A 23,542-nucleotide genomic window follows, 5' to 3' on the forward strand; every position below is an offset into this window, starting at 1 on the left:
CCGAGAGTTCAGCCTTTGGTGACAGTAATCTGCTGTCGGGCTGGATTAGTTATTTACGGGCTGTGTACCGTGATTCACTAATCAACGAATCGCACAACTACAATTACTCAACTGCCTAGAGCTAAACCACTTCCTAAGTTAGCTATTTTAAATATCGCCAATCGGTCAATATGTGAGTAATATTATCGACATAATGCTTTTTAAGAGTATAAGAATTTATTCTTATTTATAAGGAGTTATGTTAAATATGATTCCCCCTCGTGTGTTTCCTAAGTACCGTAAAGTAGATGTTCAGCTTGCAAAGCTGAAGTTTCTGGAATCAACAAGGCTTTTATTTTTTCGTTTTTCAGTATTTACCATAGGCATGGGAGCGGCAAGTATAGCGTTCCTGGGTACTAGTTTAGGTAGCGCGTTAGCGAAGCTCGCCGTTGGCGAAGCCTCTCGTAGAGAAGGCATCGCTCAGATTCCATCGACACCAAATTTAGCACCTCTGGGTAACAAAACAAATTCTCAGGTTAAGGTACTGTTTGTCAACCCAAGTGTCGGAGATGACAAAGCAGGCAATGGCAGCGAATCCGCTCCTGTGAAAACAATTACCCAAGCGTTGCGATTAGCTAACGCTAATACTGTAATTATGCTCTCCACAGGCACTTATAGCGCCGAGACAGGAGAGATATTCCCTTTAATGCTAAAACCGGGTATTTCAATTCAAGGCAACCCTAGTAATCAAGGTAAGGAGATTATCATTCAGGGAGGTGGTGATTACCTGAGCCGGAGCTTTGCTGGTCAAAACGTCACAATTGTGGGAGCAAACCAAGCCTTGCTGACTGGGGTGACGGTGACAAACCGTAATGGACGTGGTTACGGTTTATGGATTGAATCTAGCAATCCGGTAGTCACAGAAAATACATTTACTGGTAGTACCCAAGATGGGATTTCCGTCAGTGGTAACGCTGCACCCTCCATTAGCAAGAATTACTTCGATCGCAATGGAGCCAATGGCATGACAATTGCTGGTAACTCCCATCCTCAAGTCAAAGAAAATGTCTTTCAGCAAACGGGTTTTGGGATTAATATTGCCCAAAATGCTGCTCCTGTAATTATCGGCAATCAAATTCAGAACAATAGAACGGGAATTGTGGTGCAAGCAAATGCCCGCCCGATTTTGCGGAATAATTCTATTCAAAATAATAAAGAAGATGGTTTAGTTGCGATCGCTCAAGCAATGCCAGATTTGGGTAGTGCATCCGAACCTGGGGGTAATCAATTTCAAAATAATGCTCGCTACGACATTAACGCCAGCGCTGCTAAACAGGTGATTTCTGCTGGTGGTAACAACCTTGTGAGCGATCGCATCACTGGCAAAGTAGATATCAAGGGTACAATAGCACTAGCAACCCCAACTTCTCAACCCGCCCCTGTCCCCAAGAATGTGTTACAAGAAATACCACCAACTGGGGAAATCACCTTCTCGGCTCCCAAAATCTCTGAAACTACCAACGGGCAAACTAGCAATAGCATTTCAGCAAATAATCCTGTTTCTAGACAATTAAACAGTCAGCTGCTGCCATTGTTGCCAGCCAGCATACCAGTTTCCTTGCCCATATCCAATCAACAGCAAGCCACCTCTAAAGTTGCCGGTTTTCCTACTCCTAGCAGCTTGTCGGCTAGACAAATACCAACTGACACTCAACAAGTTGCAACTTCCAGTCCAGCAGAGTCACCTGATCCGCCACAGTTGAATTATGTGCGGATCGATCCCAATACAATTGAGTTTACGGCTCCTGAGTATCCATCCAATTCAGTTGCACAGCCACCAGCCCCAAGTACGAGGGAACAAACACAACAGCCATTACCAATACTAGAAGCTGCTTCCCCAAATGCTTCAGCACTTTTACCACTCCCCGTAGGCGTAGCCCGTCGTAGACATCGCAATATCCCCATTGATAATACTCGCAATATGCGAGCAAGTTCTGCAACTATGCCCGATGACGGGAACTCTGCAACACAGTTCGGTGTACGTTATCGTGTGGTAGTTCCACTCTTCACTGATCGGGATAAAGATTTAGTGCGATCGCTTGCTCCTGGTGCGTTTCCCACAGTTTGGCAAGGTCAAAGAGTTATGCAAGCAGGAGTATTTAGCAGTGCATATAACGCTAAAGAAATGCTCAAAACACTCTCTAAAAACGGTTTAAGAGCTATTATGGAGCCGTTAAATTAATCGGACTATCATCAACAGTGCTGAGTCAGGAGTTAGAAGTTATTGGATGCTACCAAAACCTCTAAACTAACTCCTTAGCAGGAATCGTCAGAGGTTGGACTTTTTGTCGCCGCTTTCCTTTAGTAGGTACAAAGCGAATTTCAACAGCGTAACCAGCCCCTGAAGCTAGTTTTGCTAGAGTTTCAAATTTAGGAACCTGTTTGCCAGATTCAATCCTAGCCAGCTGTGGCTGTTGAATGCCAACCAACTCCGCAAAATCACGTTGATTTAAGCCAGTAGCCTTCCTCAGAGCAATTACTCGCCTTGCGAACTGGAATTCCGGCTCCAGTGCTTCATATTCAGCTTTTACCTCTGGATCTGCTAGTACTTCATTACGGATAGAATCCCAGGAAATGGTGTTAGAAGTCATTGTTTTTTACTCTTCTTAGATTTATTGTCTTTTAAAAGAGAAGCCTTTTCTTGTTGAATTTTCTCTCGTTCCACAAAGTCTTTCATTCGTTCTTTAGCCAATTTCAACTCTTTCCTGGGTGTCTTTTGACTTTTTTTTTGAAACCCGTGAAGCAAGATGAACTGCTTGCCAGTGTAGGCGAAATAAATTACACGATAGATGTTTGTGTCTTGTTCTGACCGAATTTCATAAAGCTTGTCCTCAAGATGCTTAACGTGTGGCTCTCCTACAGCTACCCCTTGTTCCTTTAAAAGATCAAAAATATGACCTAGCCTAGCCTTAACTTTTGCATCCTGTTCTTTAAACCAATCTAGTACTGGAGATTCCTGATTGGCAAACTGATAAAACTCAACTTTCCACTCACTCACTTAATTAGCTCTTGTGATAACGCTAATGTTATCAGAGTTTTTCAATAGATTCAACAACCTTAAGGCTTCAAGTTAAAGTAGGGGTCATCGTGCCATTATTTCCCCCTATTTCCTCTTAACCGAGCAGTATTGAATGCTATCCCGGCTTATGATCCAAACGGGTGGCTTGCTCTAGGGCGGCTTTTTCTCTGGCTCGGCGGGCATAGGGTTGTAATTGGGTGCGATCGCAACCTGTTAAAATACTCAGGTTTTCCAAGCTAATTCCTCGCATCAACATTTCTACGCGCCAGGTTTGTTGTGCCTGTGCTATAGCTGGTCTTTGTCCTTGGGGAGTTAACAGTCCCTCACTCCAGGTTTGCCAACGTATCTCAAGCTCTGACTCTGAGAGCGGTTTACCTGTTTCATTCAAAAACATGGCTGTTTGAGCATCTTTACGGCTTTTCAGCCATTTAATTAGAGGATTATTATTGTAAGAGCCGTAGCGTTTGCTCAAAATCCACTGATTCACAGGTACTTGACGGACAAATCCTGGGATTGTGATTTGCAAAAAGTACCCTTGAGTATCGTAGATTTGGTGCGATCGCTCCAAGCTAATTATTTCTGTGGCCGATAATCCAGCCCCAAATAACACATAAGCCAAGGCATAATCGCGGATTCCCAATTTCCTGGCTTGTTGCAGAATTTCGTGAACTAAACTAGCTGGTAAATCAGCTACTTCTGTGGTAATAAACCCTCCTTGTAAGCAGTTGGTTGCTGATTCCTCCGAGGGTGACATGGCTCCATGTAAAAACAACTCCACCAAATTTTCCAGAAAATCATCCCGATCCTCCCAAAGTTCGTGAAATTCGCTGGTGAACTCAATTACGGCATATCCCAAGATCATCCCATTCAGCAAACTGGCTAATTTTTCTGCGGGTAAATAGGTATTTAAGTGTCCCTGCTGGATTACAGTAGCTAAATACTGAGCTACATAACGGTTTGCCTCTGTTACTCCCCTGCCTAGTGCGCGGCGATTTTCTGCCGGGAATTGGTCGGCTTCACCTACCACAGACCGGACAAACTCTGGCACTCGTTCTAATGCGTGTAAGCTATCACTTGCATAATCTTTAAGAGCTTGGTAGACATTGCCGGGAGGCGTTGCCCGCCTCACCAGCGACTCACCTAAATCCTTGAAGGCTGCGGACTCTTCCAGCACAGCCAAAAGCAGTCCATGCTTATTGCCAAAATTCCGAAATAGAGTCACTTCGTTGACTTCGGCTTTTTCAGCAATTTGGCGGGTTGTGGTGGCGCTGACTCCCTGAGCAGAAAACAACTCAAGTGCAGCTTGAATCAGGCGTTGACGAGTTGAAATGAGTTGAGACGACATAGAAAAATGCAAGTGCCACTTGCAAAAATATTAGAGTTCTGCTAGCATTAAAAATGTAAGTGATACTTGCTTTATTCTACTGTAACGAACTGGTGTACAAAGTGGGTAAATCCCTGTGGGAATATGCCCGATAAAAAGTAAATCGCTTTATCATCCATCAACAGGAATTTTTATGACCGCAAATTTTGGGGCGATCGCCCCTGAGAGAGGCAACTCACCTCGACTCAGTTGGACAAATGTAGTATTTTTTGCTGCATTTCATGCCTTAGCACTTCTGGCTCCTTGGTTTTTTTCCTGGTCAGCATTAGGTTTGCTAGTGTTTCTCCACTGGTTATTCGGGAGCATTGGTATTTGCCTGGGATATCATCGACTACTGAGCCATCGGAGTTTCCAAGTTCCCAAGTGGTTAGAATATGCGATCGCCCTGATTGGAGCGCTAGCTTTGCAAGGCGGGCCAATTTTTTGGGTAGGTGGACACCGCCAGCATCACGCCCACACAGAAGATATTGACCTAGATCCCTACTCTGCCCAAAGAGGATTTTGGTGGAGTCATATACTGTGGATTTTCTACCCCCGTCCAGAATTTTTTGACTATGACACCTATAAAAAATATGCCCCTGACCTAGCAAGACAACCCTTTTATTGCTGGCTGGATCGCTACTTTTTGGTGTTGCAAATACCCTTTGGGCTGCTGCTTTATGCCTTAGGAGGATGGCCTTTTGTGTTCTACGGAGTGTTTCTCAGGTGTGTCTTGCTTTGGCACTCAACCTGGTTTGTGAACTCAGCATCACACCTGTGGGGTTATCGCACCTTTGATGCCAATGATGGCGCTCGTAATCTTTGGTGGGTATCCATCGTCACCTATGGAGAAGGATGGCACAATAACCATCATACTTATCCTCACATGGCGAAATCTGGGTTGTCTTGGTGGGAAATTGATGTTACTTGGTGGAGCATCCTAGTTTTGCAGACTTTGGGTTTAGCCAAAAAGGTTGTCTCGCGTCCCCCTCAAGGTGCAACTCACGGCTAAATTGCAACTGAACCATTATGAATTTGCTAGGCCGACTGCTGATTTGCCGTCGGCTTACTAATTTTTATCAGTATTATTTCACGGTAAAATCTAACAGTTTAAATCACTGCAATACATCAAGCGTGAAAACTGACAGCATTTTTTATCGCCTTTTTCAAGAATTTCCGGGGATATTTTTTGAATTAATTGGCAATCCACCCCAAACAGCAGAGGCTTATAAATTCTCCTCAATTGAAATCAAGCAAACTGCATTCCGCATAGATGGTGTTTTTCTGCCAACACAAGGGGAAGAAAATCCGATTTACTTTGTCGAAGTCCAGTTTCAAACTGATACAGAAATTTATTCGCGCCTAATTTCAGAAATTTGTTTATACTTACGCCAAAATAAACCTAAAAATTCTTGGCGAGGAGTAGTTATCTATCCCAATCGCAGTTTAGATACAGCAGATATCAAGAATTACAGTGAATTTTTCACAAGTCAGCGCGTCAGTCGCATTTATCTTGATGAATTAGGTGAAACGGCATCACTTACAGTTGGAATTGCTACTATGAAATTAGTGGTCGATGAAGAGGATACAGCAATTACATCTGCTAGGCAGTTAATAGATAGAAAGAACCCAGCAAGAAATCAACCTTGAACCACAACGGCGGCAGTTACTAGAATTGATAGAGACAATATTAGTTTACAAGTTTCCGACGATGAGTCGAGAGGAGATTGAAGGTATGTTTGGGTTAAGTGATTTGAAACAAACACGAGTTTATCAAGAAGGCAAGCAAGAAGGAGGGCGTGAAGAAAAGTTTAGAATAATTCCTTTATTGTTGAGATTGGGATTGAGTTTTGAAGAAACAGCGAAAGAGTTAGGTTTGAGTCTAGAAGAGGTTCAGCAAGAAATGCAAAAACAGCCTCCAAATCAGGATACATAACCGACAATTAGCACTGATCACAGATACCCCTAAATATTCCTGCTATTTTCCATTTACACAATTTTTAATTTTTTTTATGATTTCGCTCTCTCCCATTCTTCAAGCTAGACTCTCCCAACCCTTAAAAATTGGCTCATTCGAGGTCAAAAGTCGGGTTCTCCAGTCACCTCTTTCTGGGGTGACGGATTTGGTGTTTCGCCGTCTCGTGCGTCGCTATGCACCAGATTCGATGATGTATACCGAAATGGTGAATGCTACGGGGTTGCATTATGTACAGCAGTTACCCAAAATCATGGAAGTAGACCCCAACGAACGCCCAATTAGCGTTCAACTATTTGATTGCCGTCCAGATTTCCTGGCAGAAGCGGCAATAAAGGCAGTTGCAGAAGGGGCTGATACTGTTGATATTAATATGGGTTGTCCGGTTAATAAAATCACTAAAAATGGTGGCGGTTCTTCGTTGTTGCGGCAACCAGAAGTAGCAGAGGTAATTGTGCGGGAAGTAGTAAAAGCTGTTGATGTCCCTGTGACAGTAAAAACCCGTATTGGCTGGAATGATCACGAAATTACCATTCTCGATTTTGCCAAGCGGATGGAAGATGCAGGGGCAAAAATGATCACAGTACACGGACGCACCCGCGCCCAAGGATACAACGGCAATGCTCGTTGGGAATGGATTACCCGTGTAAAAGAAGTGCTTTCTATCCCAGTGATTGGGAATGGAGATATTTTTTCTGTTGAAGCGGCGGTGAAATGTTTAGAACAAACTGGCGCTGATGGTGTCATGTGTTCTCGTGGGACTTTGGGTTATCCATTTTTGGTGGGAGAAATTGATCACTTCCTGAAAACTGGGGAAATATTACCACCACCAACCCCAATTGGGCGTTTGGAATGTGCAAGAGATCATTTACAAGCCTTGTGGGAATATAAAGGCGATCGCGGTGTACGTCAAGCCCGCAAGCACATGACTTGGTATGCTAAAGGTTTCGTTGGTGCTGCCGAACTCCGAGGACAGTTAAGTGTAGTTGAAAAGGTAGATCAGGGTTTGGCAATGATTGACCAAGCAATTGAAAAACTAGCTAATGGTTATGAACTAGAGGAAGAAGCACAAGGTAGTTTAGTAATGCTTTAAAAAATTGATTTTACCACTCTCTTCAATTTTTAATTTTGAATTATTAATATGTTCAACTAGCCAAAGTGGAGGCTCACAATGTTAGTTTCAAAACACAACGATGTTGTATCCGTCCCCGAAATCCTCTCATTAGAAGACTTCATGGCAAATCCTCCAGAGGGTATGGAGTGGGTAGACGAGCAACTAATAGAAAAAACAGGGATAACATTAAAACATAGCGAAATTCAAGCTAATGCAAGCTTTTACTGGAGAAATTACATCAACTCCAATCAACAAGGTGGGAAAGTTTACACTGAAGTACCTTGTCGCACATATAAACAGGGTCGTCGTCCTGATGTAGCTTATCTGACACCTGAATTGGTAGCTCAATTTGGTGATGTTCCCACTTTGCCACAGAGTTTTCCATTGATTGCTGAGATAGTTTCACCTACTGATTTAGCTGAGGAGGTATTTTTAAAAGCGCAGGAGTATTTGCGGTCTGGTTGCGAGGAAATTTGGCTAGTATTTCCTGAAAGTCGGTTAGTTTTTGTAATGACTGATAATCAGGTTGGCGGGTTTAAAGCTGGTGATGTGGTTAGCACTCAAAAAGTATTATTGGGTTTTAGTGTAGCTGTAGACGAATTGTTGGGTTGACTCATGCGATCGCTCGAGTTAATCATAATATAAAACTCGATCACCTCAGCTACAAATTCTATAGCAATCCTATCTGAGTTGTGATAAATCTGAGTGATGACGAACCGCCCTTCTCCTATGGGAGACGCTACGCGAACGGGTTCACCAGTCGCCTACGGGGGGAAACCCGCCTACAGCGCTAGTTCACCAAGTACGCCAATAAAAAAATAGTATTATTTAGTTGCTAACTTACTACAAATTTTTTTAATTCCATGAATCAACCCCTTCTTCGCTTTCTTATTACTAAAAATTATAAGAATCTATCTCTAGACCAGGTAGTTAGACTAAAAAATCTCAATATTTTTATAGGTTCAAACGGTTCAGGTAAAAGCAATTTTATCAGCTGCTTGAAATTTTTAAAAGATAGCCTAACTAAAATTCCTGATGAAAGTCGAAGTGTCAGTAGTTTTGAAGATGCAGTTGCTCAAATCGGTAGCAATAGAATTTTAGATGTCAGTGTGGAAAGCCCTGCTAGAGTAAGACTTGCATACTGTTTTTCTTTTTCTCCAAATTCACAAACTAATATACCTCCAAGAGATAGCAGCATACTTGATTTAAACATTTTTGTTAATAGAGATAATGCAAGAGGTGTTAGTATCGCAGAAGAATATTTATATAGTGGGGAAAATTTATATGACTCAACTCCATTTACCCCATTTTATTATTATAAATTTCATGACAGAGAAGTTGGCAAGGGGGCTGTCTCAGTTTATGATGAACCTGGTCAGGTTTCAAAAACTCATTTTGAAGGTTTAGATAATATACCAACCAATTTTTTGGGTCTTACTGCTATTCCCCGGTTGCTTGAAGATAGCCAATCTCCTCCAGAAAATACACCTATTTATAAAATTAGAAGAGATTTAATTGAATTAGTCTCAAAATGGCAATTTTATAATGCCAATAACATGGATTTAAATCTTATTAGAATGGCAGAACCTAAAATAGGAGGGAGTGATATTTATTTATCTTCGTCAGGAGATAATTTACCTCTGGTTTTGGATAATTTAATTCTGGATAATATACACTTTGATGAAAGTATTAACCAAGCGATGAAGGCTATCTTACCAAATAGTCATCGTCTTAGACCTTTCCGTTCTGGTCGTTTGTCTCTGACAGTAGAGTGGTATTTTCGTGACATAAAAGAAGCTTTTTATCTCAATGAAATGTCAGATGGAACTGTGCGGATGCTTTGTTGGGCTACTATATTACATTCACCAGTTCTTCCTTCATTACTAGTAATTGATGAACCAGAACTAGGATTGCACGTATCATGGATGCCAATTTTAGCAGAGTGGATTAAAAAAGCTGCTATAAAAACTCAAGTGATTATTACTACACACAGCCCTGATCTTCTAGACTATTTCACAGATTGTTTAGAAAATGTTTTTTGTTTTTATTCAGAAGATAAAACGCATTTCTCCATAAAAACACTCTCCAAAGAAATGCTTAATGACAAGCTAGAAGAAGGATGGCAATTAGGTGATTTATACCGTGTTGGCGACCCCAGTATTGGAGGATGGCCGTGGTAGTATGGGTTTTTTCTGGGGGTGGGGAAGCTGAAGTTAGAGGATTAATCCCTTTATTAGAAAAAATTTTTTCTAATTGTAAATTTGAACGAAAAACACCAGCCCGTAAAAAACCTGGGCCTAAGCCTGGTAAGGGAAGTAGTTATGGCAGAACAGGTCAAAGTTTAATTGAGCAAATCAGCAAGGAACTACCTATTGCCTTAAGATATGAACCAAATAAATGTAATCTAATTTTAGTGTTTGACGATTTAGATTGCCGCACACCAGAGGTTCAAGAAAAGAAAATCTTAGATGCGATATTAATTATACCAGAATGTGTTGATATTCAAATATTTGTTGGGTTTGCTGCTCCTGAACTGGAAGCTTGGATTATTGCAGATTGGAGTAACTCAATAGCTAGACATCCAGATTTTAAAGGTAGACACGAGCGGATGCGTTACTGGCTTAGTCAGGAAAAAAATATTCCTTTTAATGAACCAGAATCATTTAGTGAATATGATGAAGACAGAGATTGTTGTCGAGAAAAGCTATCAAAGACACTAGTTGATTCGAGTGTTTTAGCTGAATTTGATAGCCGTTCGACACGCTATTCTAAAGGATTGCATACCCCGGCACTATTACAAGATATTCGACCAGAGGAAGTCCAACGAAAATGCCCTTTATTTCGCCAACTGTATAACTATCTTAATAATTTTTATCGTTCTCCATCAAACTATGGTTAAAACCTATTGATGCGTTATGCGCTTCGCGCTACTACTTATTAGTTCCCCTTTTTACTTGTAGCCTAATAGGGATTTTGGTGAATTGCAATCATCTACAACAGCAATATATCCCTTTACATAATCGTTTCAATCCCTAATAGGGATTTTGGTGAATTGCAATCTACTTCCGCTTCAATCCAAATCCATTTAGCTGCGATGTTTCAATCCCTAATAGGGATTTTGGTGAATTGCAATAATAGAAGCCATCGCATCGGCAACCTTAGAAAAGTTTCAATCCCTAATAGGGATTTTGGTGAATTGCAATTGGTACTCTTTACGCCCTTTTTACCGATGAATCTGTTTCAATCCCTAATAGGGATTTTGGTGAATTGCAATTTAGCTATAGCCTGGGCGCTGTAATCAGTCAATAAAAGTTTCAATCCCTAATAGGGATTTTGGTGAATTGCAATTCGCGGTATCGTTTTGGTTGGTAAAGCCTAAGATGTTTCAATCCCTAATAGGGATTTTGGTGAATTGCAATGATTGTTCTATCCTGGATTAGTTCGGGTTCCTGGGTTTCAATCCCTAATAGGGATTTTGGTGAATTGCAATTCCAAAAAGTGTAGCAAGTCTTACCAATCAAGCAGTTTCAATCCCTAATAGGGATTTTGGTGAATTGCAATATCCAAAAAGTGTAGCAAGTCTTACCAATCAAGCAGTTTCAATCCCTAATAGGGATTTTGGTGAATTGCAATTTCTGCCTCAGATGCTCGAAACTTGATATTCCTGATTTCAGAGTTTCAATCCCTAATAGGGATTTTGGTGAATTGCAATTGATGAGCATTTGGATTATGCTGTTGAAATATTGTTTCAATCCCTAATAGGGATTTTGGTGAATTGCAATCGCCGACGTCTGAAACCCTTGTTGTATTTGGTTTTCAAGGTGCAGTTGCGCGAACCACTGAATCATAACACAGGGAATGGTAAAAGCACAAGACGTAAATCGCTGAAAACCAGTCCCCATAAGGTGCGCGGATGGTTTTAAAGCACCATTGCCCTCAAAGTCTTGTATAGATGGAGATGCAACCATTTTTTGCCCATTCTCATTTTGTACACCTACCCATCCGCGCCTTTGGCAAGAAAATTAGTCTGATTGCCGATCGCTATCTCGATTAAAATAAGCGATCGCCTAATACTTGTACACCTTAATTTACCAAATCAGGAAATACCTCTTGCACAGCAGGATGCACTAAGCGATGATTTTGCACATTCACACCCTTAGCTAATGCTGGGTTAACTTCCAGTGCCATAATTCCCAAATTCGCCAACTGGACAACATAAGGTAATGTACTATTATTGAGTGCCTGAGTTGCTGTCCAAGGTACTGCTCCTGGCATATTGGGAACGCCATAATGCACCACACCCTCTTCAACATATACTGGATTTGTGTGGGATGTAGCGTGTAAGGTTTCTATGCAACCACCTTGGTCAACTGCAACATCAACTATTACAGAACCAGGACGCATTTGTTTGACCAATTCGCGCGATACTAATATTGGTGCCCTACGTCCCAGTACTAAAACTGCACCAATGAGCAAATCTGCTTCAATGACTGCAGTTTCAATATGAGCAGAGTTGCTGTAAAGCAATTCGACTCTAGAACCAAAGAGCGTTTCTAAGTAAGATAAGCGCTCGACACTCACATCTAAAATCTGGACGATCGCACCCACGCCTACGGCAATTTTAGCTGCTTCTGTGCCGACAACGCCACCACCTAAAATTACTACTTTGCCTGGTTTGACTCCAGGTACACCACCCAAAAGCACACCTCTACCACCTTGCTGACGTTCTAGGAATCTCGCCCCAAATTGTACTGCTAGCCGACCGGCAATCACGCTCATCGGGGTGAGCAAGGGTAGTTTGTTAGCACCAGGTTGTTCTACGGTTTCGTAGGCGATCGCACAAGTGCCACAATCAATTAAATGCTCTGTTAATTTGCGATCGGCTGCTAAATGTAAATAAGTAAATAATATCTGCCCTTTCTGCAAAAATTTATACTCAGATGTCAGAGGCTCTTTGACTTTAACAACCAATTCCCGATTCCAAGCCGTTTCTGATGTGGGGACAATCTCGGCTCCAGCGCTTCTGTAATCGTCGTCTGAGAATCCAGCACCATTACCTGCTTGCGTCTCGACGAAGATGCTATGACCATTTTCTCGCAGCACCCGTACACTAGAAGGACTTAACCCTACCCGAAATTCTTGATCCTTATTTTCCTTGGGAACGCCGATTTCCATATACCGCCTCTGATAATTTTTTTGTTTAACTCTAGCCTGCCAATCCCAAGCTTGCTATTTCTATATAGGGGATAACTGTATTAGAGACAGCTAATCTCTGTCCTAAGTTTCTCAATTTAATCTGAGTAGCCCCAAACTCTTACCCTTGACTATTGCCCCAGTATTTATACAATATATAAAGAATAGTAACAATTTATTAAAAGAGCGATTGTATAGCTCCCGACTAGGAAGCTCTTGCTGAATTTCTCAAGTCATCTTGGCATTCAAGCACTGCAATCAGTTCATAAGTTACCAAGTGTAGAGTAAAAGTTAAGGGGAAAACCACACTTCCCCAACAACTGCTGCGAAATTTCATATCAAGTCCCGTTTGCCGAAAAAAGGTTTCTTAAAAATGACACAAACACAACCAACGATTACACCTAAACTACAGGAGCCTAAGTTTGGCTTTAACGAATATTCTGAACGCTTGAATGGTCGAGCTGCAATGATTGGCTTCGCTTTGATGCTGGTGATTGAATATACAAGCAATCAAGGGGTGCTATCATGGCTGGGTCTGAAGTAGTGCCACCAACAAGCACAAGGTGAAAGTTGTAAGCTAGTATTTATAGGAGTTTTAACCAGCTGGAACAACCAGTTGGTTTTGACTTTAACAATTGATAGCGAAATACTTCGCCCTAGATCCTTTAATTATACTTAATTATTCGGAAATTATTGTCCTAGAATGTAAGCAAGAGAGGAATCGAAATACCTATTAGTGATTGAAATATCATAGACTTGCAACTAGTACGCGCAAGACGATTAATGAGTAAACTTCCTCCCTTACTAAAGAAAATCATAATTAGTGTCTGCCTTGGATGAGAAAGGCAAATTACGGGTAAGGTATTCTTGGTAAATATACACTAAAGGTGAACTGGAACCAATCAAGCTGTGATGAATGCTGTATTACCTCGTTTTTTGAAGTCAACCTACCGAAAAGAGCCACTAATCAGTATATTGATTACGATGGGCGTTATGGATGCCCTGATTGGCGGATTAAATGATCGCTGGTCGTTGTTGGCTTTTGGTTTGGGAACGACAGGGATAGCGCTAGCCTTTAAGTTGTGGCGTTTCCAGCAGCGTCGTCCTCTACCAGAGGAGCCTGTAGTGCAACATTATTTGCCCTCTCGTTCTTCTAGTCCGGCTTTACCAATGTTAAGCGTTTCTAAGAAAAAACCACCTCTTTAGGAAGTCCAGAGTTATTACTTAATAACTCTGCACAATTGATTGGGTTAACTGTATCTATAAAAGTGAGGAAAAAGAGTGAGTAGTGAGGGAAGAGGTGGGGGTAATTTTTTGCGTCCGTATATTATCCTGACATTTATGACAGCTGTTGCCCTTCCAGTGACTATCTGGGAAGGGTTTTACATTCATGAAGCTCATGCGGCGATTGAAGTAACGCCAAACTCCCAAACTCCCAACAGCTTTGCTAATGCCCAACTACTTTACACACTCAAAGGACATAACGGAACCGTTAAATCCCTGGCTTTCAGTCCAGATAGCAAAATTCTTGTGAGTGGAGGTGCAGAAAACGAGGGTGTAATTCGCCTGTGGAATCCAGCAAACGGCAAAAAGTTGGCGAATATTACCAAAGCACACAAAGCAGCCGTAGAATCTTTAGTGATTTCCCCAGATGGGCAAACCCTCGTTAGTTGTAGTGATGACAATACGATTAACCTCTGGAACCTGAAAAATTTAAAATTTAGCCGCTCTTTTGTCGGACATACCAGTAACGTATTATCTTTAGCGGTGTCTGGTGATAGTAAAGTTCTCATCAGTGGAGGTTTGGATGGGATTCGTCTGTGGGATTTGCTACAGCAGCGCCCTCTAGGGACTCTAGTAAGTTTTGATAATTTGATTTATACCCTGGCGATTAGTCCAGATGGACAGACCTTGGCTAGTGGTGACGATAAGGGTGTAATCAAGCTGTGGAATTTGAGTACTGGTAAATTAATCAGTGAATTTGTCGCTCATTCTGATGCTATTAGCGGTGTCATCTTTACCCCAGATGGACAAACATTAGTAAGTGCTAGCCGCGATCGCACAATAAAACTGTGGAATATTAATACTGGAGAATTAGTCCGCACCCTCATAGGACATAATAACTGGGTGAATGCGATCGCCATTAACCCCGATGGACAAACACTAGCTAGTGCCGGTAGAGATGGAATTAAATTGTGGAATTTAACTACAGGGGAGTTAATAAATACACTGAATGGACATACAGACTGGGTAAGTGCGATCGCTTTTAGTCCAAATGGTAAAATTCTTGCCAGTGGTGGATTTGATCAACAAATCAAGATTTGGGGAATTCCACTAAAACGTAAATGAGAAGTCCTGCTGAAGACAAAATTGGTGAATTCAGAATACCCCAGCAGTCAAGTCAGGGGTTTCGATAAGGTAAGGAAATTTTTTATTCTCCACGATTAAAATCGCTTGCTTTAAACTTACCCAAGCTCGTCAGCAAATGTGGGGGAATTTTCTCAGGGATATTGTCTGATGACCTAGAGAGACTATCGAAAACTGACATAACAGCTTTGGAGCAAGCCGTCAACGGTGGTGATGCTATTTATTTTTACATTGCGTAACATAGTTTTATTTATTCTTGCTCACTTACTTGTCAACATTTACCGTGGTTGCTAAAATTTGTTCTTGCCTTTTTAGAGTTTTTATAGTAAAAAATCAACCAAAGCTTAGATAAAATTTTGCCAGAACTAGCCAAAATCAATGATGGTAGCAACCAAGAGCGATCCCCAAATGTTGAATAACTGTGAATACTTGATGAAAATACAGCAGAGCTAATATCTTATCCAGCAAATTACTGTAAGTATAGACATAGGTAATTTCAAATCATCTATGCAGTTACTTGCCCTCTAGAATTGGAACAATTTCTAAACTCAGACAATCTTAGAAATGGTCATCAGTAAGTCCACTCAGGTAAAAATCACTATTTCGGCTGAATCAAAGGTTTGCAGCGATTAAGCGCTACTTGCAAGGTAGGATAACTTGCTACTTAAATAATGTTTAACTTTCCCGAACTGCTTTTGATCCCCATTTCGATAGAATGACTAGGCAGAACCCTAAAACTCAAAACCGCTTTTGACTGCGACGCCCATGAATCAATTGAACAATGGTTTTACGCTATTTCTAAGTCTGCTAGTCGAGGCGATGCCTTTTTTGCTTCTTGGGGTTTTATTCTCCAGTTTGCTGCTGTTTTTTGTTGATGAGCGCAAATTAGTAGAAAAAATGCCCAAAAATCCACTGTTGGGTGCTTTAGTTGGCAGTATGATCGGCTTTTTATTTCCGGTGTGTGAGTGCGGGAATGTACCGGTAGCGCGGCGGTTCCTGATTCAGGGAGTACCCACACCAGTCGCAATTGGTTTTTTGCTAGCAGCACCAACAATTAACCCAATTGTAATTTGGTCAACTTGGACAGCATTTCGAGATCAGCCGGAAATAGTGGTCTTACGAGTCGTATTTTCCCTAATAATTGCCACAATTATCGGGTATGTTTTCAGTTTTCAAAAGGACTTAAATCCTATACTCCAACCTGCGATCGCTCGTTATATGAAGTTTAATCCACCCGCGCAGCCTGAAACCAAGCGCCGTGGTAAACGTTACGAAGTACAACAGGAAGCAACGGTACCAAATCTGTTGCAATCCGGGACTTATATCTTAGGGGGAAAAGCGGGTATACCTCTGCGGATAGATGCTAATTTTGTACCGCCTACCTCAAACTCTACTTCCAATAAACCGCTTGCAGATAAACTCCGCCTAGTTGTGGATAATAGCATCCAAGAATTCCGAGAACTGGGCGGAATCATGGTTATAGGAAGTGCGATCGCTGCTGCTATTCAAATCCTAGCTCCCCGTGAATTAATTCTCAGTTTGGGTGCTGGGCCAATTACCTCAATTGTAGTCATGCTGATATTAGCAGTAGTGGTGTCAATTTGTTCTACAGTTGATTCTTTCTTTGCCCTATCTTTTGCCTCAACCTTTAGCAGTGGTTCATTGTTGGCCTTTCTAGTGTTTGGGCCAATGATTGACATCAAAGGTATTGGTTTGCTGTTATCCATTTTTAAACCCAAAACCGTTTTTTACTTATTTGCTTTAGCAGCACAATTAACATTTGTATTTACCCTTTTCCTGAACTTGCACGTCCTTTAAAAAATTAGTCATTTGTTAATGACCAATGCCCAATGCCCAATGCCCAATGCCCCATGCCCAATGAATAACAAAAATCCCAAATCTAAAATCCCAAATCTGTTACTCCCTTGGCTGGATGCTATAGCAATTACAGCTTGGGGCGTTTTGATGTTGAGATATTGGCTAACTAACAAGCTGAATTTGTTGATTCACCCAAATTACATTTGGTTTGTGGTCGTGACTGGTATCAGCTTGATCATTATTGGTTTCTTCAAGATGCAGGAACTTTGGCAACGGCGTAGCCGTGATGTGACGCCAAACTCCCCGCATATTAGTTTATTTCCCCCTGGTTGGGGGAGTGCCTTGTTGTTGACAACAGCGATTCTAGGTTTTATCATTACACCGCAAGTTTTTGCTAGTGACAAAGCACTCCAAAGGGGTGTGACGACTGATTTATTGGGAAGCACACGCGTCAAACCGCAAGCTTTTCGGGCTACTGTTCGTCCAGAGGAGCGATCGCTTGTAGACTGGGTACGTACTGTGAATGTCTATCCAGAACCAGATACATATACAGGTCAAAAAGTCAAGGTGCAGGGATTTGTCATCCACCCGTCCGATATAGGAAAAGAATATTTGTTCTTAGCGCGATTTGTCTTAACTTGCTGTGCAGCAGATGCTTACCCTGTGGGATTACCCGTCAAACTACAAGATAATCAAGAGCGTTACTCTGCTGATACCTGGCTGGAAGTTGAAGGACAAATGGTTACAGAAAATTTGTCAGGTAAACGCCAACTTACCATTGCCGCTACTTCTCTTAAAAAGATTCCTCAACCGCAGAATCCTTATAGTTATTAGTCATTAGTCATTAGTCATTAGTCATTTGTTGATGCCCAATGCCCAATGCCCCATGCCCAATGCCCAATGCCCAATGCCCAATGCCCAATGCCCAATGCCCAATGCCCCATGCCCAATGCCCAATGCCCCATAACAAATGATTAAATCTAAAGCATTTATCCAACCACTGGATCGCATAGCGATCGCACTAATGCTACTGCTGAGTGTGCTGATTGGGTTGATGATATTGCAAGGTGATGTGGTAACAGCTCGTGTCCGGGAATTTACTTGGCAAAATCAACAAATTGGGGCAGAAGATAACTCCTTCACCCTCACCTTCAGCCGCCCAATGGAAATAAAAAGCGTCGAGGATAACTTAAAAATCGAGCCACCCCTAGCAGGTAAATACAGTTGGGCAGGGCGGCGGATGGTTTATACACTGGTGACACCAGCACCTTATGGCACGAATTATAAAGTGCAGTTACAGGGAGCCAAAGATAAGTTTGCCCAGGAAGAAGGCAAAAATCGGGTGATACAGCCCTTTGTAGGTAGCTTCCGCACACGCGATCGCGTCATCCTTTACATTGGAACCGATCAAGAAGAACAGGGACGGTTAGTTCTTTACAACTTGACCCAAGAGCAAAAAAGGTTACTTACCCCTAAAGACCTGATAGTAATCGACTTTGAATCGTTTCCTGATGGGGAGAAAATTTTATTTTCTGCCCGCGCCGCAAACAACCAAGACTTACTTTCAGCCCAACTGTACACAGTCACAACAGGCGTTTCTGGTAAATCTGGACAAGAAGCAGAACCAGCAGGCAAAGTTGACCTAACTTTAGATAGTAAAGATTATCAAAACCTGAAATTTGACTTATCACCCGATGGACAAACTATTGTCATCCAGCGCGGAAACAAAACTAATCCTGGTGACTTTGGACTATGGTTTATGCCAGCAACCAGTGACGGTTCAGGAGAAAAACCCGCCCCGAAACGCTTAAAAAGCCAACCGGGGGGAGACTTTATGGTTACACCAGATAGTAAAGCCGTAGCAGTTGCCCAAGGACAGGGAGCAGCGATTTTACCACTGCAAGGTGATGCCAGTAAACCCTTGGATTTTCTGCCGCAGTTTGGTTTGGTACAGGCTTTCTCCAAAGATGGCTCTCAAGCAGCAATGGTAAAGTTTAATACAGATTACACGCGAGATTTATTTTTGGTGACAAACCAAGGTGTGCAGAAACAGCTATTAAAAACTACAGGCTCAATTCTCAGCTGCCAATTTGACATCGCCTCACCCACACTCTATTGTTTGCTGACACAGTTAGTATCCAAGGAACAATACATAGAACAGCCTTATGTAGTAGCAATTGATCTGAAAACCGGGCAACAGAAACCACTGCTAGTATTGCCTCCTGCTCAACGGAATGTGCAAATGAGTTTATCTGCCGACGGTTTGGGCTTGTTATTTGACCAAGTAGTACCGCAGACAAACACAACAGCATCATTACCCGCCAACACTTTGAAAACTGATGATGGAGATACGATCGCTACTAGTAGTTTATGGTTAATGCCTCTGTTACCCATCGCTGATGCTGCGACTGTTGAAATTAGACCAGAAAAACTCCCGTTAGCCGGATTTCATCCCCGGTGGCTACCTTGAAATAGCGGCAAGGGAGCGGGGAGCAAGGGGGATAAAACAGAATGGTTAATAATTTTTAGTAGGGTAACGCTACTCCCTGATCTCCCTTATCTTAATGCGACGATAATTTTCCAATTTTGGAAATAGCACCAAGCGCAAAATCGAGATCAGCCCGCGAAACATCTAAATGAGTGACTGCCCGAATAGAATGACCAACGGCTCCCATTTTCACACCATACTGCTTTAACAGAGTGAGAAACATGGCGTTGTCGAGTCCTAATCTTGAAACATCGAAGAAAACAATGTTTGTCTCTGGTTTTGGATCTCGAACTGCAATTCCTTCGATTTCACTCAGTCGTTGAGCCAGATAAGTTGCGTTGTCGTGGTCTTCTTGTAGACGTTCAACATGATGGTCAAGTGCATAAAGACAACCTGCTGCGACAATACCAGCTTGACGCATTGCGCCACCAAAAATGTGTTTATATCGACGTGCTTCAGAGATGAACTCCCGTGTACCCGCAAGAACAGCACCGATTGGTGCGCCCAGTCCTTTAGTAAAGTCAATCCAGACAGAATCAACACAGGCAGCAAAATCCTTGGCTGTAGTTTGAGATGCCACAACTGCATTTAAAAGTCTTGCCCCGTCCATGTGGGTAGCTAAACCTTTTTGACGGGAGAACTCGCAAACCTCACGTAGTTCATTGAGCCGCCAAACTGAACCCCCTCCAAAATTGTGGGTTTGCTCTACACACAATAAGCGGGGAATTGCAGAGTAAAGGTAAGGAGCAGTCGCTACTCTTTCAAGTGATTGAGCTAGAGCATCGACTATAAAAATTCCTCGCTCGCTGGCAATCGGTTCCATCAGTACACCAGAAGTCATCGCTGCCCCCCCCGATTCAGCTCGAATAATGTGTGCCATCTGTTCTACTAGCACCACATCAGCAGGGCGGGTATGGGTCTTTATTGCTACAAAGTTGCAAATGGTTCCACAGGCAAAGAAAAGGGCGGCTTCTTTGCCTAGCAAATCTGCAACCTGTTCTAGTAGTTGGTTAACGGTCGGATCTTCTCCTTTTTGCTCATCTCCAACTTCAGCAGTTGCGATCGCCTGACGCATCGCCTGTGTCGGCTTTGTTTCAGTATCGCTTGTTAGCAAAATCATCAGCACTCCTAAAGCAGGTATATAGTGGTTTACAGTTGCACAAGTCAGAAATCCTCATTTAGTCAAGTTGGCTTCATATAAAAGTTCTGTTCCGGTGATCTGAAAAGCGCTATCAATAACATAAGATTGCCTTTACAACAATACTCTAATGAAAAGGCAAGCTTAACTCATCCCCCGGCTTGAAGCCGGGAGGAAATCGAAGTCATTAGTTATTAGTCATTAGTACCAATGACGAATGACTAATAACTAATGACTAAATCGGCGGGCGGCTATCCCGGACACCCCTCTTGTTGGGATGGGATTCCCGCCGATTTCCGTTGATGAGCATGGTTATTTTCTTCTAATCGCATCCAGAACTTTGGCTGACTTTTCTCCAACAAAAGTATTATTCAGCATCGTATGGGAATCATCAGTTGGTCCGACATCAGAATCTGGATGATAGATAATGATTCTTAAGGAATTATCAATTGCACTGAAGCTATGTAACTTGTTTTCTGGAAGACAGAAGACCGTTCCCGACTCCATTTTGAACGTTCCTTCGTCCACCTGACAAGTTCCACTACCCTCAGCGACAAGCCCAATCCGCAATGAGGGATGGGTATGGGGAGTTTGAGATACTCCTGGAGGAACGTAGAGGAAATTTAAGGTAGCTAAGTATACTTTAAATAATTTTATCGTAGTCATTAAACAAACTTGATGTATTGAAGACAAGTTAATAGAAAAGCTTACAACTAACTAAAACTGAAATTGCTTACTATTAGTGTATTTACCGATAAAAAAGCCCGTACTAAACTGAGATTACTCTTTAAAAAAGTTTTATTAATTTACTTAGAAACTTTGTTACTTCTTTAACTATATTTTATAAGTACTTATTCGTATAAGTCAGGTTTTCGTAACATTAGAGATATAGTAGAAGCTCTGAGTTATTCGGTAGCATTAGGGGCTGACAAAAATAAATTATCCCAAATTATTTGTACATTTCTCAGGTAGCACAGATGTTATACCCGATCATGGGGTGTTTTTTTCACTGGAAGTCACTTAAATAGTGATCGCCCAGAATTACAGAATTATCATCAAATAATAGATACTTATACTGACATCGATCCTAAGTATGAAATAAGCCAGTAGCAAAATGTATTGCAAGAGACATTCATGATTTATATCTTTAGAAAGATGCGATTATAGATAATAAAGTATATATTCGTGCAGTTTTTTCATGTAAAAAAATTTCATCAGCCAATACAATTTAGTTTTTAAGTATTGGGTTTCTCCTCTCTCCCCCTCATCCCCCTCATCCTCTTCTTGACGGGGAAGAGGATCATAGTGTTATAACGGCATCAGTCTAAATCCAAAATGGGGAACACCAATTGATGATTAATTGCTGGTGCTTGGAGAGAGTTAAACTTAGCTTTTAGAGCAAACCCTGATTAGACACAGTTTATAAGCAATGCTAATGCCAGCACTGCTGAATATTTTTAAGCAGGTGGGTCAAGAGTGATGAATGAAGCTGACACCTCAAACAAGGGGGCTGTGATCGAATCCCTAAATTCTGCTAATTCGCCACAATCAGAACAGGCGAGTTGCCCGTTTTACTCAGTTGTGCCTAATGACAATATGACAGTTAGAAAACTGCCACTCCTCATGCCAGCTGAAGATACACAATTTTCACAAGATACCACCCAGCAGGACTGGGTTGCAGAGCCGGAAAGCGGCAAACAAGCACTTATTGACTCGGAATTTCAGAACCTGCTGGCATTGAACGAAGAATTGCGTGCAGCTAACAATAACTTGTATGAACAAGTGGAGCAGCTAAAAGACAATCTAGCTGAGTCTGAAAAGGTTTTGCAGTGGCAGAAAACGCGTTCCAGCGTTAGTGAGTCGATGCTCAACCAACATACTCAGGAACTGGCTGCGGCTCAAGAACAGACAAAATCCCTATTTCAACAATTAGAAACTGCTGTACAAACTGTTCAACGCCAGGAACTTTTTATTGATAGTTATAAAGCACAGCTAGAAATTAGCCAACAACGCCTTGCCCAGTTAGAGCGAGAATGTACGTTGCTACACACTCACAACAACGAACAGTCTCAGCAGCTATTGCAATCAGAAAATGCTTGTCGGGAGTTACGTACTAGACTTATGCGACAACAACGCCAGACGCTGCAATTCAAAGCGGCTCTGGAAAAATGTCTAGATACATCGGTTCCTAGCTATGACTCCCTAGAAGATACTGCAAAACATCCCAAAGACATAACTAATGGACAAGGAAGATTCTCTAAAAAAGCTCGGTCTTTGTTTCCTAACGCACAGCCAATTCAACCTTGGTCAACAGAACCAGAATCCTTGACTGATGATCTAGATAATTCTTGGGGCGAACCATCAGCACCACTCCCATTCCAAAGAAATGAAGCCACTCCGACGCCCTCATCTCCTTGGAACTGGACAGTTAAGAAAGACACGCCAACGCCAGCACAACCCAGCCCCTCTGCAAAAATTGATGATTCCCCAGAGACACCGGAAGCTGTTTCACCTTTGGGTTCATCAAACTTAGATCAGCAATTAGATAGTCTAATCCAAATGTTTTTCACCTCCCAGCCTGCATCTGCATCACCACCATCTGCTGCGAAAACGGATGTGGATAGTAATCCGCCTATGTGGGAGAGTTTAGCAACAATCCTAGAAGACGATGAGGAACTAGAAAATCCACAAGAGGAGCTGTTGGAAGCAGAAATTAATCCCCCTGCAACTACCTCAACTTCTTGGACGACAGATTCTGTGCTTTCATCAGCCGATAACTTACCAGTCTCCTCCACTTCACCTCACACCGAGACACCTGTTGAAGAAACTGAAGATTACTGGTCAGATGTTTCACAGTTTACACAGGTGGAATTGTCTGGGACTGATTTACCGCCAGAGTTATCAGGGAATGATGACAATTCACCCTCACCGGTGGTTTATCCCCAGCGTCCACCTAAGGGGCGTAAGTCATTGGCATCTGTGGAATTGCCGAATTTTCGCCCCAAGAGTTAGGAGTTTGGAGAGACGC

General features: G+C 42.1%; 19 protein-coding genes, 1 pseudogene and 1 CRISPR repeat array. Of the genes and pseudogenes, 14 read left to right on the forward strand and 6 right to left on the reverse strand.

From position 1 onward, the window contains the following. Positions 1-247: 247 nt before the first annotated feature. Positions 248-2,221: a DUF1565 domain-containing protein gene (locus V7L05_RS25425; protein ID WP_335168226.1), complete on the forward strand. Its 1,974-nt coding sequence runs from the start codon at positions 248-250 to the stop codon at positions 2,219-2,221. Between the two features lie 61 nt (positions 2,222-2,282). Here the strand turns inward: V7L05_RS25425 and V7L05_RS25430 are convergent, their stop codons facing one another. The 3 genes from V7L05_RS25430 to V7L05_RS25440 form a co-directional block, all read right to left on the reverse strand. Beyond that, complete coding sequence (locus V7L05_RS25430; RefSeq protein ID WP_335168228.1) at positions 2,283-2,630, reverse strand: helix-turn-helix domain-containing protein; 348 nt, start codon at positions 2,628-2,630, stop codon at positions 2,283-2,285. Next, positions 2,627-3,037: a type II toxin-antitoxin system RelE/ParE family toxin gene (locus tag V7L05_RS25435; RefSeq protein WP_335168230.1), complete on the reverse strand. Its 411-nt coding sequence runs from the start codon at positions 3,035-3,037 to the stop codon at positions 2,627-2,629. The genes V7L05_RS25430 and V7L05_RS25435 overlap by 4 nt, the downstream gene beginning before the upstream one ends. A 136-nt stretch (positions 3,038-3,173) precedes the next feature. Then, positions 3,174-4,403 (reverse strand): TetR family transcriptional regulator, encoded by a 1,230-nt coding sequence (locus V7L05_RS25440; RefSeq protein ID WP_335168232.1) that lies wholly within the window; start codon positions 4,401-4,403, stop codon positions 3,174-3,176. Between the two features lie 172 nt (positions 4,404-4,575). On the opposite strand from V7L05_RS25440, the gene V7L05_RS25445 reads away from it, so the two are divergent. From V7L05_RS25445 to V7L05_RS25470, 6 genes and pseudogenes are all read left to right on the forward strand, one after another. Next, positions 4,576-5,433 carry an acyl-CoA desaturase gene (locus tag V7L05_RS25445; protein WP_335168233.1) on the forward strand — a complete coding sequence of 286 codons (858 nt, stop codon included), beginning with the start codon at positions 4,576-4,578 and terminating at the stop codon, positions 5,431-5,433. Between the two features lie 122 nt (positions 5,434-5,555). Beyond that, positions 5,556-6,357: pseudogene (locus tag V7L05_RS25450) on the forward strand (Rpn family recombination-promoting nuclease/putative transposase). A 76-nt stretch (positions 6,358-6,433) separates the two neighbouring features. Next, positions 6,434-7,489: a tRNA dihydrouridine synthase DusB gene (dusB, locus tag V7L05_RS25455; protein WP_335168235.1), complete on the forward strand. Its 1,056-nt coding sequence runs from the start codon at positions 6,434-6,436 to the stop codon at positions 7,487-7,489. Positions 7,490-7,567: 78 nt separating this feature from the next. Further along, the gene (locus V7L05_RS25460) at positions 7,568-8,122 is read left to right on the forward strand and encodes a Uma2 family endonuclease (protein WP_335168237.1); all 555 of its coding nucleotides are present in this window, start codon (positions 7,568-7,570) and stop codon (positions 8,120-8,122) included. A gap of 251 nt (positions 8,123-8,373) precedes the next feature. After that, on the forward strand, positions 8,374-9,690 hold the full coding sequence (locus tag V7L05_RS25465) for an AAA family ATPase (protein WP_335168239.1): 1,317 nt from the start codon (positions 8,374-8,376) through the stop codon (positions 9,688-9,690). Beyond that, on the forward strand, positions 9,684-10,409 hold the full coding sequence (locus tag V7L05_RS25470; protein ID WP_335168241.1) for a hypothetical protein: 726 nt from the start codon (positions 9,684-9,686) through the stop codon (positions 10,407-10,409). The genes V7L05_RS25465 and V7L05_RS25470 overlap by 7 nt, the downstream gene beginning before the upstream one ends. 123 nt (positions 10,410-10,532) lie before the next feature. Continuing rightward, a CRISPR array of direct repeats spans positions 10,533-11,292; the repeat unit is 37 nt; unit sequence GTTTCAATCCCTAATAGGGATTTTGGTGAATTGCAAT. Positions 11,293-11,593: 301 nt separating this feature from the next. Here the strand turns inward: V7L05_RS25470 and ald are convergent. Next, positions 11,594-12,685, reverse strand: a complete 1,092-nt coding sequence (gene ald, locus V7L05_RS25475) for an alanine dehydrogenase (RefSeq protein ID WP_335168244.1) — start codon at positions 12,683-12,685, stop codon at positions 11,594-11,596. Between the two features lie 391 nt (positions 12,686-13,076). Between ald and V7L05_RS25480 the strand changes: the two genes are divergently transcribed. The 6 genes from V7L05_RS25480 (at position 13,077) to V7L05_RS25505 (ending at position 19,358) form a co-directional block, all read left to right on the forward strand. Continuing rightward, complete coding sequence (locus V7L05_RS25480; RefSeq protein ID WP_334947332.1) at positions 13,077-13,247, forward strand: chlorophyll a/b-binding protein; 171 nt, start codon at positions 13,077-13,079, stop codon at positions 13,245-13,247. Between the two features lie 368 nt (positions 13,248-13,615). Continuing rightward, positions 13,616-13,909, forward strand: a complete 294-nt coding sequence (locus V7L05_RS25485) for a hypothetical protein (protein WP_335168330.1) — start codon at positions 13,616-13,618, stop codon at positions 13,907-13,909. A 135-nt stretch (positions 13,910-14,044) separates the two neighbouring features. Beyond that, the gene (locus tag V7L05_RS25490) at positions 14,045-15,052 is read left to right on the forward strand and encodes a WD40 repeat domain-containing protein (protein ID WP_442937882.1); all 1,008 of its coding nucleotides are present in this window, start codon (positions 14,045-14,047) and stop codon (positions 15,050-15,052) included. A gap of 783 nt (positions 15,053-15,835) precedes the next feature. Beyond that, positions 15,836-16,888: a permease gene (locus tag V7L05_RS25495; protein WP_335168248.1), complete on the forward strand. Its 1,053-nt coding sequence runs from the start codon at positions 15,836-15,838 to the stop codon at positions 16,886-16,888. A 60-nt stretch (positions 16,889-16,948) separates the two neighbouring features. After that, positions 16,949-17,722 (forward strand): TIGR03943 family putative permease subunit, encoded by a 774-nt coding sequence (locus tag V7L05_RS25500; protein ID WP_335168332.1) that lies wholly within the window; start codon positions 16,949-16,951, stop codon positions 17,720-17,722. A gap of 136 nt (positions 17,723-17,858) precedes the next feature. Continuing rightward, on the forward strand, positions 17,859-19,358 hold the full coding sequence (locus V7L05_RS25505; protein WP_335168249.1) for an Ig-like domain-containing protein: 1,500 nt from the start codon (positions 17,859-17,861) through the stop codon (positions 19,356-19,358). A 91-nt stretch (positions 19,359-19,449) separates the two neighbouring features. Here V7L05_RS25505 and V7L05_RS25510 read toward each other — a convergent pair whose 3' ends face one another. Both V7L05_RS25510 and V7L05_RS25515 read right to left on the reverse strand, forming a co-directional pair. Next, complete coding sequence (locus tag V7L05_RS25510) at positions 19,450-20,496, reverse strand: threonine aldolase family protein (protein ID WP_335168251.1); 1,047 nt, start codon at positions 20,494-20,496, stop codon at positions 19,450-19,452. Between the two features lie 330 nt (positions 20,497-20,826). Next, entirely contained in the window at positions 20,827-21,180 is a 354-nt protein-coding gene (locus V7L05_RS25515; protein WP_335168253.1) for an AraC family ligand binding domain-containing protein, read from the reverse strand. Between the two features lie 813 nt (positions 21,181-21,993). Here V7L05_RS25515 and V7L05_RS25520 point away from each other — a divergent pair. Continuing rightward, positions 21,994-23,526: a hypothetical protein gene (locus tag V7L05_RS25520; RefSeq protein ID WP_335168256.1), complete on the forward strand. Its 1,533-nt coding sequence runs from the start codon at positions 21,994-21,996 to the stop codon at positions 23,524-23,526. Positions 23,527-23,542 lie beyond the last annotated feature (16 nt).

Source organism: Nostoc sp., assembly GCF_036917755.1.
In the GTDB taxonomy this organism is placed as follows: domain Bacteria; phylum Cyanobacteriota; class Cyanobacteriia; order Cyanobacteriales; family Nostocaceae; genus Nostoc.

Coding starts and splice junctions, on each gene's coding strand:
- V7L05_RS25425 (WP_335168226.1), top strand. CDS start 248: ATGATTCCCCCTCGTGTGTTTCCTAAGTACCGTAAAGTAGATGTTCAG.
- V7L05_RS25520 (WP_335168256.1), top strand. CDS start 21,994: ATGAATGAAGCTGACACCTCAAACAAGGGGGCTGTGATCGAATCCCTA.
- V7L05_RS25515 (WP_335168253.1), bottom strand. CDS start 21,180: ATGACTACGATAAAATTATTTAAAGTATACTTAGCTACCTTAAATTTC.
- V7L05_RS25430 (WP_335168228.1), bottom strand. CDS start 2,630: ATGACTTCTAACACCATTTCCTGGGATTCTATCCGTAATGAAGTACTA.
- V7L05_RS25485 (WP_335168330.1), top strand. CDS start 13,616: ATGAATGCTGTATTACCTCGTTTTTTGAAGTCAACCTACCGAAAAGAG.
- V7L05_RS25460 (WP_335168237.1), top strand. CDS start 7,568: ATGTTAGTTTCAAAACACAACGATGTTGTATCCGTCCCCGAAATCCTC.
- V7L05_RS25445 (WP_335168233.1), top strand. CDS start 4,576: ATGACCGCAAATTTTGGGGCGATCGCCCCTGAGAGAGGCAACTCACCT.
- V7L05_RS25465 (WP_335168239.1), top strand. CDS start 8,374: ATGAATCAACCCCTTCTTCGCTTTCTTATTACTAAAAATTATAAGAAT.
- V7L05_RS25500 (WP_335168332.1), top strand. CDS start 16,949: ATGAATAACAAAAATCCCAAATCTAAAATCCCAAATCTGTTACTCCCT.
- V7L05_RS25510 (WP_335168251.1), bottom strand. CDS start 20,496: ATGATTTTGCTAACAAGCGATACTGAAACAAAGCCGACACAGGCGATG.
- V7L05_RS25440 (WP_335168232.1), bottom strand. CDS start 4,403: ATGTCGTCTCAACTCATTTCAACTCGTCAACGCCTGATTCAAGCTGCA.
- V7L05_RS25495 (WP_335168248.1), top strand. CDS start 15,836: ATGAATCAATTGAACAATGGTTTTACGCTATTTCTAAGTCTGCTAGTC.
- V7L05_RS25480 (WP_334947332.1), top strand. CDS start 13,077: ATGACACAAACACAACCAACGATTACACCTAAACTACAGGAGCCTAAG.
- ald (WP_335168244.1), bottom strand. CDS start 12,685: ATGGAAATCGGCGTTCCCAAGGAAAATAAGGATCAAGAATTTCGGGTA.
- V7L05_RS25505 (WP_335168249.1), top strand. CDS start 17,859: ATGATTAAATCTAAAGCATTTATCCAACCACTGGATCGCATAGCGATC.
- dusB (WP_335168235.1), top strand. CDS start 6,434: ATGATTTCGCTCTCTCCCATTCTTCAAGCTAGACTCTCCCAACCCTTA.
- V7L05_RS25490 (WP_442937882.1), top strand. CDS start 14,045: ATGACAGCTGTTGCCCTTCCAGTGACTATCTGGGAAGGGTTTTACATT.